At 39.8% G+C, this 15,054-nt stretch carries 12 protein-coding genes; 6 read left to right on the top strand and 6 right to left on the bottom strand.

The features are described from left to right. Window positions 1–17 precede the first annotated feature (17 nt). Genes ACOV1Q_RS07325 through ACOV1Q_RS07315 form a run of 3 tightly spaced genes read right to left on the bottom strand, consistent with a single transcriptional unit; the run spans window position 18 to window position 2,797 of the window. A complete protein-coding gene (locus ACOV1Q_RS07325; RefSeq protein ID WP_424493741.1) occupies window positions 18–1,055 on the bottom strand; it encodes an adenylate/guanylate cyclase domain-containing protein in 1,038 nt (345 codons plus the stop codon). A gap of 12 nt (window positions 1,056–1,067) precedes the next feature. After that, window positions 1,068–1,445: a response regulator gene (locus ACOV1Q_RS07320; protein WP_424493740.1), complete on the bottom strand. Its 378-nt coding sequence runs from the start codon at window positions 1,443–1,445 to the stop codon at window positions 1,068–1,070. A 35-nt stretch (window positions 1,446–1,480) separates the two neighbouring features. Continuing rightward, window positions 1,481–2,797, bottom strand: coding sequence for an ATP-binding protein (locus tag ACOV1Q_RS07315; RefSeq protein ID WP_424493739.1), 1,317 nt, complete (start codon window positions 2,795–2,797; stop codon window positions 1,481–1,483). A gap of 591 nt (window positions 2,798–3,388) precedes the next feature. Between ACOV1Q_RS07315 and ACOV1Q_RS07310 the strand changes: the two genes are divergently transcribed. Beyond that, the gene (locus ACOV1Q_RS07310; RefSeq protein WP_424493738.1) at window positions 3,389–4,759 is read left to right on the top strand and encodes an SdrD B-like domain-containing protein; all 1,371 of its coding nucleotides are present in this window, start codon (window positions 3,389–3,391) and stop codon (window positions 4,757–4,759) included. Window positions 4,760–4,787: 28 nt separating this feature from the next. Next, entirely contained in the window at window positions 4,788–8,255 is a 3,468-nt protein-coding gene (locus tag ACOV1Q_RS07305; protein WP_424493737.1) for a sensor histidine kinase, read from the top strand. A 52-nt stretch (window positions 8,256–8,307) separates the two neighbouring features. Here ACOV1Q_RS07305 and ACOV1Q_RS07300 read toward each other — a convergent pair whose 3' ends face one another. Next, window positions 8,308–8,949, bottom strand: coding sequence for an alpha/beta hydrolase (locus tag ACOV1Q_RS07300; protein ID WP_424493736.1), 642 nt, complete (start codon window positions 8,947–8,949; stop codon window positions 8,308–8,310). Window positions 8,950–8,997: 48 nt separating this feature from the next. On the opposite strand from ACOV1Q_RS07300, the gene ACOV1Q_RS07295 reads away from it, so the two are divergent. The 3 genes from ACOV1Q_RS07295 (at window position 8,998) to menD (ending at window position 12,513) form a co-directional block, all read left to right on the top strand. Next, window positions 8,998–9,417, top strand: coding sequence for a PaaI family thioesterase (locus tag ACOV1Q_RS07295; RefSeq protein ID WP_424493735.1), 420 nt, complete (start codon window positions 8,998–9,000; stop codon window positions 9,415–9,417). Between the two features lies 1 nt (window position 9,418). Continuing rightward, entirely contained in the window at window positions 9,419–10,576 is a 1,158-nt protein-coding gene (locus tag ACOV1Q_RS07290; RefSeq protein ID WP_424493734.1) for a chorismate-binding protein, read from the top strand. A gap of 203 nt (window positions 10,577–10,779) precedes the next feature. Further along, complete coding sequence (menD, locus tag ACOV1Q_RS07285) at window positions 10,780–12,513, top strand: 2-succinyl-5-enolpyruvyl-6-hydroxy-3-cyclohexene-1-carboxylic-acid synthase (RefSeq protein ID WP_424493733.1); 1,734 nt, start codon at window positions 10,780–10,782, stop codon at window positions 12,511–12,513. Window positions 12,514–12,516: 3 nt separating this feature from the next. Here menD and ACOV1Q_RS07280 read toward each other — a convergent pair whose 3' ends face one another. Then, a complete protein-coding gene (locus ACOV1Q_RS07280) occupies window positions 12,517–13,497 on the bottom strand; it encodes a sterol desaturase family protein (RefSeq protein ID WP_424493732.1) in 981 nt (326 codons plus the stop codon). A gap of 177 nt (window positions 13,498–13,674) precedes the next feature. Between ACOV1Q_RS07280 and ACOV1Q_RS07275 the strand changes: the two genes are divergently transcribed. After that, window positions 13,675–14,511, top strand: a complete 837-nt coding sequence (locus tag ACOV1Q_RS07275) for a CvfB family protein (protein ID WP_424493731.1) — start codon at window positions 13,675–13,677, stop codon at window positions 14,509–14,511. Here the strand turns inward: ACOV1Q_RS07275 and ACOV1Q_RS07270 are convergent. After that, complete coding sequence (locus ACOV1Q_RS07270) at window positions 14,493–14,996, bottom strand: hypothetical protein (protein WP_424493730.1); 504 nt, start codon at window positions 14,994–14,996, stop codon at window positions 14,493–14,495. The two genes, ACOV1Q_RS07275 and ACOV1Q_RS07270, sit on opposite strands and share 19 nt — an antisense overlap. Between the last annotated feature and the right edge of the window lie 58 nt (window positions 14,997–15,054).

Raw genomic sequence — 15,054 nt, 5'->3', positions numbered from 1 at the left:
TAGAATTAATAGATTCTTTAACTAATTACCTCATAAACCACTACGGGATTTTTTTTATTTTTCATTTCTATAGAACCCACTTTCCTGCAGCTAAAAGATTCTTTAATGCGTTCATAATTTTCTTCAGAAATGAGGATTTGATTGGTAGCTGCAGCAGATTGTAACCTTGCGGCCACATTTACCACATCACCAATGACGGTGTAATCTAATCGTCGCAGCGTACAGGAACCAATGTTTCCCGAAACCATTTCCCCGCTGTTAATGCCTATAGAAATCTTGGGCTTAAAACCCTCTTTTGAGCGCGCTGGCAATTCCTGTATCCTGTCTCTTATGGCGAGACAGGCATCTATAGCCCGGTCCAGGTGGTACGAACCTTTGAAAACGGCCATGACGCAATCTCCCATGAATTTGTCAACAATACCTTTTTCATTGATGATCTCTTTGACCATAACATCAAAATAGTCATTCAAAAGATTCACCACAACATCTGGCGAGTTGTTCTCACTAATTTTCGTAAATCCCACGATGTCAATAAAGGCTACGGAAGCATCTACGGTTTCATTGTCAAAAATGGCCATTTCCACCTCCTTTTTTCCCATGAAATTTAGAACGGTTTCATCTACATACATGCGAAGGATATCATTTTCTTTTAATGCCTGCAGCGTGTGTTTGATTTGTTGTACATGTGCTATTGTTCTGTCGATCGTAATTTCCAAATCCTTAAAATCCACAGGTTTTGTGATGAAGTCAAAGGCGCCCCGGTTCATGGCGATTCTTATGTTTTCCATATCGCCGTAAGCCGAAACTATGACCGACTTTAAAAGAGAATTATTTTCACTAATTTTTGAGAGAAGCGTTAGGCCGTCCATCTCGGGCATATTGATATCGCTTAGCACCAGCTCAATGTCCCGGTGCTGTTCAAGCTGTTCCAGCGCCTGAATCCCATTGAGGGCAAAAACAAATTCATATTCATTTTGCCTTATTTTCTGTCGGAATTTCTGCTTGATCAATATTTCAAGATCAGATTCATCATCAACCACTAAAATTTTTGACATATAAATTTGTTTTTAATTCACCATACTCTCTTTAATCTCCCTTTTTAGGGAAATAAAATCTATAGGTTTTGTGAAAAATTCTTTTGCTCCCGAAGAAATTGCTTTGTCATGATTTTCAGCATCTCCGTAGGCAGAGATCATACTTACTTTTATTCCGGGAAACCTGCTCTTGATATTCTGAAGTAATTCCAGGCCGGTCATTCTCGGCATATTAATGTCTGAAAACACATATACCACCTCCGGCGGATTTGATGCCTCCAGCATTTCCAGTGCTTCTTTGCCAGAAAAAGCAAAGATCAGCTCAAGATTCTCGTTCCTGATTTCCTTTCTGAATTTTTGACGAAATAGCATTTCCACATCTCTCTCGTCATCTACTATTAGTATTTTCATCTCTATAGATTTTTTCAGGTATTCTCTTCCCGGCTTTAGGGATCTAATTCGATTATGAACCTTGTGAAATTACCTTCTTCAGATTCCACTTTCAAGGTACCGCCATGTTCCTTGATAATATCCTGGGAAATGCTTAAACCTAAACCGGTTCCTTCAGACCCTTTTTTGGTGGTAAAAAACGGCAACATGATTTTCTCTCTCACTTCTTCTGAAATCCACGGCCCGTTGTCTTCTATTTCCAGAAGAACTTTCTCATGCTGTTTTTCGGTTCTTACTATGAGTCTTGGAATGTAAGTTTTATCACTTAAATTTTCCTGTTTGTCACGCATGGCATCAAATGCATTTTTGCACAGGTTCAGGATGACACGACTGAAGTTTTCAGGATTTAGTTGCAGCCTTTTCAGGTTCTCATCTGTTTCGATAATTATTTCAACATTAATAGGATGTTTATTGGCGCGCATTCCGTGGAAAGAGAGATTGACATATTCCCTAAGAAGCGCATTAAGGTCTGTTTCCTCCATTTTACCACTTCCTCCACGGCTGTGAAGCAACATGGACTTTACAATGCCATCGGCACGTTTCCCGTGGTTGGAGATCTTTTCCAGATTTCCCTTTACATCATCCAGGAGCTCCCGGATTTCTGTGGTTACTTCAGACTTTTCGAGTTTCTGAATATTTTCACCAATTTCATCTAGAAATTCTGAACTTAATTCGGAAAAATTATTGATGAAATTCAGCGGATTTTTAATTTCATGAGCAATACCGGCAGTAAGTTGCCCAAGGCTTGCGAGTTTTTCCTGGCGCACCAGTTGGTCTTGATTTGCTTTTAAAAGCTGCTTGGCTTCTTTTAATTCCGCTGTCTTCTGCTGTATGAGTTTCTCAAGATTTTCAATTTCCTTATTAGGTTGATTCTGCTTTTTGCTGAAGGATTTAGTAGGAGAGGAGAGGTGTAAATGGTTTACTCGCCAGCCCTCTATATATTTGAAGAACACCAGAGAAATGCGAAAATCTGTTGTTCTTGTCACTCCGTTCAAAATTGACAGGAACTGAAATTCATCTACATAAACAGCTGCATTCCCTTCCGGGGAATGAGATCGAAAAACAGGAGTACAGTCCATGGACAATTTGACGCCAGAGTTAATGGCTTTCTTTCTCTGTCTTTCTAGTAATCTCCTGAAATCCTGATAACCATTACCTTTTTCATCTTTTCCAGCTCCATACCCCATTAAATTGGAAGAAAATATCTTGTAGAAAGAACTCCTGGACTGGATATTTTCTATAGAAAGATCTGTGATCAGCTTAATAGCCGCGCGATAAACGTATTCTAGATTATCTACACTTGTGGTCTTCATTTCATTTCCTATTAATTTTTATCTAAGTAGAAACCATAGAAGAATTGGTTCATTAAAAGCCTTTTTTGAGGCTGTTGTTCAAAGCGTTATTTTGAGGGGGCATCTTACCGGATCCAAAACAGATAATCTCTTGGATTTGCCAGTGTTTTTATGAAGGGCGATTCAATTATGATGACTGCTATTCGTGGCTGGAAAAAGCTGAAGTAGGAAGGTTCTTTCAACCATTGAACATTTACGACAAAACGTTTGTACTAAAGTAATATAAAATTATTGTTTTTTTAAGAAATTGATTAGAAACTATTATTTGTAGAAATTATGTGAAATATCACGTTTAAATTCCGAAGGAAACATCTTACAGATTTTAATAAATATCAATTTTTATTTGAAAATGCTACAAATTTAAAATCTTATTGTGTTAATTTGTAGTTGTTTATATTATTTCACCCTTTATGACGGTTTCACTTTGAAAACTATTTGCTAAAGTGGAAATTGATAAAGAATTACATATTTTTACTCTCCCCCAATTCTTTACGCAATTAGGATTTTCTCATTATCTCCCTATATTTTAACATTCGATAAACAGTTAATTTTATGAAACATTCTGTATACATCCTAATGATTTGTTGTGCGGGTATTTTTTTTAGCAGCTGTGAAACTGAGGATAAATTTAATGATGCGGGAGATGATGGTCATGCAACCAAACCTACAAATGAGCTGGATTCATCCAATTGGATGCAGGGAAATTCCCTGCCAGATTATCTTGTGGACCAACTATGGAGTTTTCAAAAAGTGCAACTGGGAAATTTTGGTATTGAATTTATAGACCGTAATGTAACAGGAGCCCAGGATACTAGGAGGACGACTTTCCGGTATAAAGTAATTGGGCCATCAAAGTCTTCAGAAGTGGATGAATTTTATATGAAAATCCCTGATTGTGCCGGGACTCCTATAGATTGGTCTCCTGCTGCCGTATCTGTACTCCAGGGGAAAACCATCAGGTGGAACAAGCCGCTAGCCTCCAATGAAATTCAGGAGTTTTCTGTCACTTTTGAAGGAGATGTTCCACTGGGGATCGTAAATGTTTCCACTTCCGAAGAGAATAGACAAAGCATTCGTTCGGTTTTGGGCCCATGTACAGGAATAAGAACTATTTCAGGCTATCTTTTTATAGATGCCAATGAAGATGGAGAGAAACAAAATGTAGAAACAGGGGTTGGAGGGATTCCCGTTAATCTTCTTACGCCAGATAATGGACCTATAGCTACCGTATTTACCGCAGATGACGGTTTTTATTCATTTAGCGTTGTAAACGGGGATTATAAACTTTCAGCCAGAGGAAGCCTTCTGGAAGGAGAATATTTTATTGCTGCAGGATCAGATAATGTAGGGTACAGTGAAGTGGAATTTGCTTACATAGATCTTCCGGGGGTTGCAAATGATGCTTCTGACCAAAATTTTGCTTATCACATAAACCGGCAAAAAATAATAGAAGATCTGGAGGATGATGTTCTCGAAACAAATACAGAGCCCACGGCTTTTTGGATAAGCGAGTTTACGGCTTACAGGCAGCAATCTGCCTTGTATTCAGAAATGGAACTCAGGGAATTTCTGGTTGAAATAGAAAAGACCTTGTTATTTGAACCTTTTCAGTTTGGCGAAGATAAAGAAGGTGCAGCTTTAGACATTCTGCTTAAGAATCCAACAACAGAATATGAAGAGTTTCTGAAACAGCTGCTTACGGCTGAATTAAATGTGGTGAGTGGGAGAGGAGTTCTTAAAAATCCTACAGAATTACATGACCAGTTTAATAGCGCATTATTGATTTATTCTGAAGCCGTAGCCTGCAGAGAAGGCGGAAACTGTGCAGAGGAAAATGCTTTGTCTTCAAAAGCAGCAGTAAAAGCTGTAACAAGAACTGATACCCAGATGCTCATCGCCTTTAACGGCACAGGAGGAATTTGAAATTGATAAAAACAAATGAATGTTGTGAATGTTTTGGAGGTATTATATTTTATTTTTTCTGCTTTGTACCTGCTGTCCTATCCAGGCGCAGGAACTACCTCTTACGCACTTCACCAGTAATAGTGAGGTAAATGCTTTACCGTCTGCACAGGTCACCTATGTTTATCAGGACAGGCAGGGATACATCTGGTTTGCTGTTTATACTTCCGGACTCGTGCGGTATGATGGTTCAAAAATGGAAGTTTTTAATAAAGTTTCAGGATTAAAAGATCTTGGAGTTTGGCAAATGTTGGAAGACGGCAGAGGATTTTTATGGGTTTCTTCGGGAAGCGGATTGGTTGTTTCTGAAAAGCCTTTGCAGGAATATGAGCACGACCAGGAAATAAGGTTCAGGGATTATTGGAATGGGGTTCAGCTTTCTACAAATGCTGCGGTTCGTAACGAGCAAATGGCGATAGACAAACAGGGGCGCATCTGGTATGGAACTTCTAAAAATGGCATTTTAAGGTATGATTCTAAATCTGGAACTGAAGTTGTTGCAGATACAATTTCCACTAATTTTTCCGGCACTGGAATGACGGGAGTGGCGTCTTTGTATGGAAGGGAAAACGGAAATGTACTGGCCGCCCTGGAAAATGGAAACATAATTTCCTATACCAAAAACGACCCAAAAATCATTTTTAAATCGAAAGAAGAGGCTGAAGAAGAAAATTTTCATGCCCTTTATGAAGATTCCGAAGAAAATGTCTGGGCCTACAGGCAGGACGGCAAAATATTTCGCTTCAAATCAAATTCTTCTTTTCCTGAAGTAATCTTTTCAGGTGCACCATCTAACATAACCAGTTTAATGGCTCTCAATGACAGTACACTTATGGCTGGTAGCGGCGAGTTGGGTATGATAAGGATTGATCAAAATACCGGGAATGTTGTGAATATTTATTCCCGTGCCAATGGCTTGTTAAGCGACAACGTATATCATATACGCGAAGACTTAGAAGGAAATGTCTGGATTGCACAGGCAGGCGGAGTCTCAAAATTAAGGTACAATTTTAATGCTTTTGAAAATTATACAGCAAGTTCAAAAGCGGGGGAGCGACCGGTTCTACCATCTGGGAAGATCAATACAATTGCTGTCACCACCAGCGATAACAGCCCCTGCAGGTTTTGGGTAGGGACTGAAGGCGGTGCGACCTGTATTGGTGCAAACGGCGCTTCAAGATTTGTTACCTATACCGATGGTTTAAGAGGGGATTGGGTTAACGGAATTTCCATTGATGAGCAAAACAGGGTGTGGATCGCTACTAATCAGGGGCTGAGTAGCCTTGTGTTTGACAAAAATCTAATTATTAAAGATGCATATGACGTAAGAGAAATCTCTGTTTTGGGTGAAAAGGCATATGTTTTTTCTCTTTATGAAAGTCCGCCATTTATCGCTTCGGAAAACCTCCGCCTTATCAACACTGTTACAGAGGGTTATTCTCAGAGTACCTGGTTTCCGGGCTTAGAAAGTCTATATGTATTTTCTGACGGAGCGGTTTATGAATTTGGACCCAGGCAGGGCCTTCCTTCTTCTTTGTATAAAGCTGTGGCCGTTGATGACAAAGGATATTTATGGGTTGGAACACGTGATCAGGGACTGTATAAAAGTAAACTTTCATTTCAAACAGAAAACCTGGAGGCATTATCTGCTTCAGAAGAACAACTTTTTGAAAATGTCTGGTCTCTTGAAAAGGGTGGGCCAACAAACCATATTGAAAAACTTTTTTGGAACAAGGACAGATTATTGGTTGGGACTCAGCTAGGCCTATTCATTTTGGATCCCGAAACTACCGAAGTAATTCATAAAATTAATAGTGAAAATGGTCTTCCTGCAGACAATGCCGTTAGTTTTGCCTTATCTCCGGAATCTGGGAACCTATGGGTGGGAACGAACGGCGGGCTTGCCGAGGTGAACCCGGAAACCGGAAAGGTGCTTGATGTGGTTACCAGGCAGGATGGATTAATTGATAATGAAGTCTGGCTGTATGGATCAGTACAGGTAGACTCTGCAGGAAATGTATATTATGGCACATCGAGCGGACTTTCAATTTACAATGCCGAAAAAGACAAACCTAACCTGCATCCCCCAAATCTTGAGCTAACTTCTGCAGAAATTTCCTATATGAGTGACAGTAGGAATGAAGTGGCATTTGAGTTTACAGCATTAAGTTTTTCCAATGTGGCCGAAGTGAAGTATCAAACTAGGCTATTAGGTTATGATGAATCCTGGTCTGAGCCCTCTGCGGTAAAAAGGCTGCGTTATACAAATTTACCCGCTTACTTTTTTCCTAAGGAATATACTTTGGAAGTAATGGCAGAGAATGAAAGCGGAGTAAAATCTTTAGCACCGCTTCGTCACAGCTTTGAAGTAGAACCGGTGTGGTGGCTGCAATGGTGGGCATTTCTCATTTACGCTATTCTCCTCGGAATCATTATAGCAGTTGTAGATCGTGTACAGCGACGACGATTAATAAAGCAGGAAAGAGATTCCGCACGATTGAGAGAAGCAAAACTGGAAGCTGAAACTGCCAATGCAAGATCAAATGCTGCCGAAGCCCAGGCGCAGGCACTGCAGGCTGAAAATGAGAAAAAAGCCGTTGAATTGGAAAAAGCGCGCGAGCTGGAAAAGGCTTATAATGAATTAAAATCCACTCAGAAACAGCTGATTCAATCTGAAAAAATGGCTTCTTTAGGCCGGCTTGCAACCGGTGTGGCACATGAGATCAAGAATCCGCTGAATTTCATTAATAATTTCGCCGAGCTTTCTGTAGACCTGCTTGAAGAATTGGAAGAAGCAAAAAAAGCAGGGAATGAAACCGAAATAGGTTTGCTTATGAAAGACCTGAAACAAAATGCAAACAAAATAGGCGAGCATGGAAAGCGGGCAGATGCAATTGTAAAATCGATGATGCAGCACGTTAGGGGCGGAAAACCGGTTTTTGGATTTTTTGATGTGAATGAGTTGGTAGAAAAATACACAACTCTGGCTTACCAGGGAAAACAGAATCAATTTGAGAACTTTTCGGCTCGTATAGAAAAGGATCTTGATCCTGAAATTGGAAAAATAAAAGTCGTTGGCCAGGAAATTGGGCAGGTACTGTTGAATGTGATTGGAAATTCTCTTGATGCAGTAAGAAAAAAGCAAAGGAGCATTGGCGGTAAATATGATCCTGAAATCAGGATTACAACCCGCAAGAAAGCAGGTTTTGTTGAAATTGTCATTTCAGATAATGGTCCGGGTATTCCTCCCGAAATACGAGAAAGGATCTTTGAACCATTTTTTACAACCAAACCAACCGGGGAAGGCACCGGACTTGGCTTAAGCCTTAGTTATAACATTATTACACAAGGTCATGAGGGGCTGTTGCGACTTACAAAAGCGGATGAAAAAGGTGCAGAATTTGTAATTTCTCTGCCCATTCACAAGTACAAGCCGACGAAAAAAACTCCCGCTTAAATGCCATTTTTGAATGTTCAGGAAAGAAAATTTTTCAGCAATCTGTCACTAATCAATCTTCAGCGATTCTTTTTATTAAATCCTGATTCACCTCATGAACACCATCAAAGGAAATGTATTCAACCCGTGATCCAAAAAGGGCAGTAGAGTGTTGTTTTTCATTTTTAATAACATCAGCATTTAAATAAGGGTCCTTTGTGCCCCAAAGTAGCTTTATCTGTGTGTTTTTCAGAAATTCAAAATTTGAAGGTTTCAATTCCGCCGGAATTTTTCCTGAGTGAATGATAAGCTGTGCAGGTTGAATTTTTCTTCTCGCCACCCAACGTGTAGCGACAGAAACTCCCTGCGAATAACCTAAAACTATGAGATTTTTGGCATTTTTAAGATCTTCCTTATGATAAATTTCGTCCAAATAGTGGAGAATATTTTCCATTTCGACTTCAGTATTCTCCTTTGTAAGCCAGGAGGCGCCTACATGTTTATATTTGTTGTTCAAATAATACTTTGAAGGGGCCTGTGGGGCGATGATATAATTTTCTTCAGGATCTAAATGTTTGAAGTGTCTAAGGAAATAGCGGCTTAGATAACCAATACCGTGAAAAACGATCCAAACGTTCTTTGTTTGTGGAGTAAAATCGTTTAAAGTACTGTAGGTATTGGTGGTTTGGTAAGAAAGGCTCTTTTCATTCGTCATTTTTCGTGAGTGGTTTTGTACTTTTACAAAGAAACCAATTGTATTAATATGACCAAAGAAGAAATTCTCAACCTTTCCAAAAAGGTGTGTAAGAATACCCTTATGGAAACCCTTGAGATTGAGTTTACTGAAGTTGGGGAGGATTATTTGATCGCCAAAATGCCGGTTACTTCCAAAGTTTATCAGCCAGATGGTGTACTTCACGGGGGTGCCACTGTCGCACTTGCCGAAAGTGTAGGTAGCTTTGCTAGTTATATTTTTCTGAATACCAATGAGTTTGTGGTACGCGGGATCGAGATCTCAGCAAATCACTTAAAAAGTATTTCCGAAGGATTTGTCTACGCAAAAGCAACGTACCTGCACAAAGGAAGGACCACTCAGCTTTGGGATATAAAGATCACAGATTCCGAAGAAAACCTGATCTCTGTCGTGAAACTGACTACTATTACTTTACCTAAAAAGAAATAGCATGACTCAAACGGAATTCCTTTCCAAATTGCAGCGGCAGTATTCTGAAAACCTTCCATTTGCAATATATCGCTCATGCGATTCTTCGGGAACTGTAAAAGCCTTGCTCCAGGAGGATTCCAGGCTCTATAAGGTGGAGGATTTCTCAGAATCCGGCTTTGTTTTTGCACCTTTTGACGAAGAAAAAGTACCGTTATTAATTCCTGGAAATGCTTCGAAAAAGCTTATTTTCGAGGAGAATGAATTTTCGCCTGCTTCCGGGGAACCTGAAATAGCAGCTGGAAACACTTCTGAAGAAGCTAAACATAAGCATATTGCACTTGTTGCCAAAGCCGTTGAGGTTTTACAACAAGGGGAAATGAAAAAAGTCGTTTTGTCCCGAAAAGAAGAAGTGGCTTTAACAAAAGAAGTTCCTCTTAATCTTTTTTTTGACCTTTTAAATAGTTACCCGACCGCTTTCGTATACTGCTGGTACCATCCAGAAACAGGATTGTGGCTGGGCGCTACCCCGGAAACTTTGTTAAAGGTTGAAGGAAACCGGTTTAAATCAATGGCCCTTGCCGGCACTCAAAAATTTGAAGGAACAGTAGAGGTTTCGTGGGGTGAGAAGGAAAAGCAGGAGCAGCAATTCGTAACAGATTCTATTCTTGAAAACCTTCAGGATACTTCTGCCGAAAATATTCAATCCACCCGAGCCTATACAGTACAAGCCGGAAATCTGCTGCATTTGAGAACTGATATTCAGGGGAATTTTGGAAGATCACCTGTGAGTAACACCAATTCCGCAGCAAATCTAAAGCAGGTAATTTCTGCACTTCATCCAACTCCTGCCGTATGCGGACTTCCAAAAGAACTGGCAAAAAAGTTCATTTTAGAAGAAGAAGGTTATGATCGCGAATTTTATACCGGCTATTTGGGCGAGCTCAATATACAACAAGTGACACAGCGAACGCAAAATAAGAGAAATGTTGAAAATCTGGCGTACCGTGCTGTAAAGAAAGAAACTTCCCTTTTTGTGAACTTACGTTGTATGAAAATCGAAAATGACAAGGCCATCCTTTTTATTGGTGGCGGAATTACAAAGGATTCTGTTCCTAAAGATGAGTGGCAGGAAACAATAAACAAAGCCGAAACCATGAAAAAGGTGCTTTTTAAATAAGGCTGTTCTTCATTATTTAAAATGCCTGTGAAATTGTAAATTTGGTCCTATTACAGATCGAACCGTCTAAATAACCTGCTTTACGTCAACCTGAATTTACTTGAGGTTCTAATAAATTACCAAAGGAAGTTTATTAGATTCTGAAATAATTTCGGAATGATGTTTTTAAAGCTACTTTGGCGGTTAGGCTTAAAATCTTGCTAGTGAAATACCCAAAAATACCAGTAGCCCAATCTATTGTGGCACTTTGTGAAGCAAAAGGAATTGACCATGTGGTGATCTCTCCGGGATCCAGAAATGCGCCTTTGACCATTGGTTTTACACAAAATCCAAATATTAGATCTTACAGTATAGTTGATGAACGATGCGCTGCCTTTTTTGCGTTGGGAATGGCCCAGCAGTTGCAAAAGCCGGTGGCTCTGCTTTGCAGTTCAGGTTCGGCTTTGCTGAATTATTATCCTGCCATCGCCGAAGCTTTTTACAGTGATATTCCCCTGGTGGTGATCTCTGCCGACAGACCGGTAGAAAGGATTGACATTGGGGACGGACAAACCATCAGGCAGAAAAACGTTTTTGAAAATCACATTTTGTATTCTGCCAATCTTTATTCTGAAGTGGTTTCTGAAGTACAGGCAGCCGATAAGAAAATTCAGCAGAAACAATGGGAATCGCAGAAGCACAATGAACGGGAGATCAATCTCGCCTTAAACGCGGCTATAGAGGAGAAGGGGCCGGTGCATATCAATGTGCCTTTTTATGAACCGCTGTACGATGTGGTGGATGAGCCAACGGTTAATCCGCTGCAAATTCTTCCTGAAACTGAAGCCAATATTCTAACGGAAAAGAATCTTCTGCATTATGCTAACCTTTGGAACAATGCCGCCCGAAAAATGGTATTGGTGGGAGTCAATCAGCCAAATTCTGTCGAACAAAAATTCCTGGAAAAACTGGCAAAAGATGATTCTGTCCTGGTTTTTACTGAAACCACTTCAAATCTTAATCACGAAGACTTTTTTACAAGGATTGATACGATTATTGGTCCCATTGAACAATCTGCAAACAGTGATGAACAGTTCAAAGAACTGCAGCCCGATATTTTGCTCACTTTCGGAGGAATGGTGGTTTCCAAGAAGATCAAAGCTTTTCTAAGAAAGTATCAGCCAAAACAGCACTGGCACGTAGATGAAAAGAAGGCTTACAACACATATTTTTGCCTCAACAAACATTTTGAAACCAGCGCAAATAACTTTTTCAGCAGTTTTTTCCCACTTCTAAAAGGAGTAAAAAGTAATTACCGCGAAAAGTGGATTGCAGTAAAAGAAAAACGGCAGCTCCTGCATGAAGAATATGTGGAGAAAATCCCATTTTCGGACTTTAAAGTATTTGAATGTTTGCTGAAAAACATTCCGCAGGATTATGTTGTACATCTTAGTAACAGTTCCACCATTCGTTATGCCCAGCTTTTCAAACTGGATCCTTCTTATAAAATCTACTGCAACAGGGGGACGAGCGGAATTGACGGTAGTACGTCTACTGCCGTTGGTGCGGCTTGTGTGAATGAAGATCCTACCGTGCTATTGACCGGCGATCTTGGCTTTTTCTATGATTCCAATGCTTTGTGGAACAATTATATTCCCAAAAATTTCAGGATCGTGGTTATAAACAACGGTGGTGGTGGAATTTTCAGGATTCTCCCCGGAAATAAAAATTCTGAGAACTTTGATAAATTCTTTGAAACGGTGCACGATCTCAACGCCGAAGCTCTTTGCCAAATGTACAACTTCGAGTACCAGCGGGCAGATGATTTGGTTAAGGTGGAAACTTCGCTGGAGAGCTTTTATCAAGACGGAGAACGGCCTAAATTACTTGAAATCTTTACCCCAAGAAAAGTAAATGATGAAGTGCTTTTGGAGTATTTTAGGTTTATGAGAGGTTAAAGGTTAATGTAATTCAGGAGTTTTTGAGATCTCTGTAAGCTCGGGAGCTTCAGAAATAGTATTTTCCTGTTGGTTTTTTATCTCTTTCCGCATTTGTTTAACCGTTTTTGTGCTGCCGTCATGGCTCCAGCCCGGAGGTCCAAATGCATACATGAATTTGTGGCGCCAGTTTGAAGATTTCTTCATATCATTCCAGATGTTTACATACTCATGAGTCAAAACCACCCATGGATTGTGAGAATTTGGAGGGGAAGTCACGCCATACTCGATAGAAATATCCTCATCGAGTTCTTTCCAGGTGCCAAAAATCTTATCAAAAATATTGAGAAAGCCGCCGTGATTTTTATCCATATACTCGAGGTTTCTGGAATGGTGAACCTGGTGCATGGTATGCGTGTTAAAAATCTTCTCCAGAAATCCCATTTTTGGAACATAAGTGGAATGAAGCTGAAATTGCCATAATGCTTCTATACCAAGGCACACCACGAGCATTGCGGGAGGAAAACCTAAAGCGGGAATCCATAAATAAAACAAGGGTTTGTAGAATATGGTAAACCAGCCGTTGCGTACAGCAGTACCTAAATTGAAGTTGTGTGACGAGTGATGAACGATGTGCGCTGCCCAGAAAAACCGAACCATATGGTTCTGCCTGTGAAACCAGTAATAACTAAAATCATCTGCCAACTGACAAAAAATCCAAACATACCAGGCGTAACCAAAAGATGCCCATCCAAAAATGTTAGTCCGCACGCCATTTATTTCAGGATTGAAGATCTCGTAGATGAAATTAAAAATTACGATCGCCGAGACCGTTTTGACTAGTGCAGCGATCACAGCAGAACCTATTCCAATAGATAAACTGGAACCAAGATCCTTCCATTCGTAAAGATCTTTGTTTCCGTGGCTTTTACTGTAGGTGAGTTCCAGTAAAATCAGACCCAGGAAGCAGGGGACGCCATAAACAAGAGGATTGGTAAAGTCCATTTATAATGTTCGGGATAAATAGTTAATATGCACAAAAACAGCTTATTTGGTAAAAATAAATAAATAATCAGAACTGCCTAATTCCTTCTGAACAATTGTGATTTCGCAACTTATTCATTTTGTGAACTATCATTTACTAGTGAGCAGTATTATCTTACCTTTGTACAAAATATCAATATGCTTACAATAGGCGAATACCATACACTTACCATAGACCGGGATACAGAACCCGGCTTGTTTCTTAAAGATCATGAGGGAAATGAGGTTTTACTTCCCAACAAATACAAACCCGAATCTTTTAACCTGGAAGATGAACTGGAAGTATTCGTGTACCTCGATCATGAAGAAAGACCTGTGGCCACAACTTTACGGCCATTTGTAAAGCTAGATGAATTCGGCTACCTCAAATGCGTGGAAGTAACAGATATTGGAGCTTTTATGGATTGGGGACTGGAGAAACATCTTTTTGTGCCTTTTAAAGAACAGGTGTCAAAAATGCGAAAAGGGGACAGGTATCTTGTTTTTGTTTACCTGGATGAACTTACCGGCCGCCTGGTTGGATCAAGTAAAGTCAATAATTTTCTTGATAATTCTGAACTTACGATACAACCTTTCGAGGAGGTGGATCTCATTATAAGCAATCCGACTGAACTTGGATGGAATGTAATTATTAATGAACTTCACCAGGGGCTTCTATATAAAGATGATGTTTTCGTTAATATCCAAACAGGAGATAAACTGAAAGGCTGGATCAAAAAGACCCGTCCAGATGGTAAGATTGATGTTACCTTGCAACGGCCTGGCTATCGAAGTATTGAACCAAACGCACAGGAGCTATTAACAGAACTGGAACTAAAAGGCGGCTTTTTGGGACTTACAGATAAATCTTCTCCTGAAGAAATTCAGAAGATCCTTCATATGAGCAAGAAAAGTTTTAAACGTGCTTTAGGAACGCTTTACAAGCAAAGAAAAGTAGATATAAAGGAAAACGGAATTTACCTCAAGAACGAATAAGGAGAGTAATATCTCCCGCCCACGTTAGGGGAGTAATATCCGTTAAACAATCCAGCTCGCATTTCGGTGTAGGCAGGTATTTTTTTCTGGCCGGTATAAGGATCGTAATTTGAGCCGCGGTTGTGAAGCTGTATTTGATTGGTGACTTGTATAATTCCTTTTTCACCTTTAGACAATGCTGGCACTGGCGAATCAAGTTCCACGAGATAACTTTCCCGGTCCCGTTTTTCCTGCTCCATAATAGCGAGCATATTGATCTCCCGTTTTTCGTTTTTCCTAAAAATATCTGCACTGCGCAGAGTAAATTCCTGCTTATTAATATCGGGTGATAGAAAAGAAAGTGAAGCATTTACTTCAGGCATCTGAATGTAATTAGACACCTCTTCTGTTCTTTCAATGAGATAACCATTCTTATCGCCGAATTCCTGAGAAAACACGGAAAATGATGTTACAATAAAAAAGATCAGAAAAAAGAATTTTTTCATCCTGTTTTGCGGTTTATAATTCATTGATCAAGAATCATACAAAACGTGCTTTTCCGAT

This window comes from Salinimicrobium maris (genome assembly GCF_049680855.1).
GTDB lineage: Bacteria > Bacteroidota > Bacteroidia > Flavobacteriales > Flavobacteriaceae > Salinimicrobium.
The sequence above is the reverse complement of the archived record's forward strand: the minus strand, read 5'-3'. Positions and strand labels throughout refer to the sequence as shown.

Excerpts from the sequence above, each read along its gene's own strand:
- ACOV1Q_RS07325 (WP_424493741.1), bottom strand. The coding sequence starts at position 1,055 with ATGTCAAAAATTTTAGTGGTTGATGATGAATCTGATCTTGAAATATTG.
- ACOV1Q_RS07320 (WP_424493740.1), bottom strand. The coding sequence starts at position 1,445 with ATGAAAATACTAATAGTAGATGACGAGAGAGATGTGGAAATGCTATTT.
- ACOV1Q_RS07315 (WP_424493739.1), bottom strand. The coding sequence starts at position 2,797 with ATGAAGACCACAAGTGTAGATAATCTAGAATACGTTTATCGCGCGGCT.
- ACOV1Q_RS07310 (WP_424493738.1), top strand. The coding sequence starts at position 3,389 with ATGAAACATTCTGTATACATCCTAATGATTTGTTGTGCGGGTATTTTT.
- ACOV1Q_RS07305 (WP_424493737.1), top strand. The coding sequence starts at position 4,788 with ATGTTTTGGAGGTATTATATTTTATTTTTTCTGCTTTGTACCTGCTGT.
- ACOV1Q_RS07300 (WP_424493736.1), bottom strand. The coding sequence starts at position 8,949 with ATGACGAATGAAAAGAGCCTTTCTTACCAAACCACCAATACCTACAGT.
- ACOV1Q_RS07295 (WP_424493735.1), top strand. The coding sequence starts at position 8,998 with ATGACCAAAGAAGAAATTCTCAACCTTTCCAAAAAGGTGTGTAAGAAT.
- ACOV1Q_RS07290 (WP_424493734.1), top strand. The coding sequence starts at position 9,419 with ATGACTCAAACGGAATTCCTTTCCAAATTGCAGCGGCAGTATTCTGAA.
- ACOV1Q_RS07280 (WP_424493732.1), bottom strand. The coding sequence starts at position 13,497 with ATGGACTTTACCAATCCTCTTGTTTATGGCGTCCCCTGCTTCCTGGGT.
- ACOV1Q_RS07275 (WP_424493731.1), top strand. The coding sequence starts at position 13,675 with ATGCTTACAATAGGCGAATACCATACACTTACCATAGACCGGGATACA.
- ACOV1Q_RS07270 (WP_424493730.1), bottom strand. The coding sequence starts at position 14,996 with ATGAAAAAATTCTTTTTTCTGATCTTTTTTATTGTAACATCATTTTCC.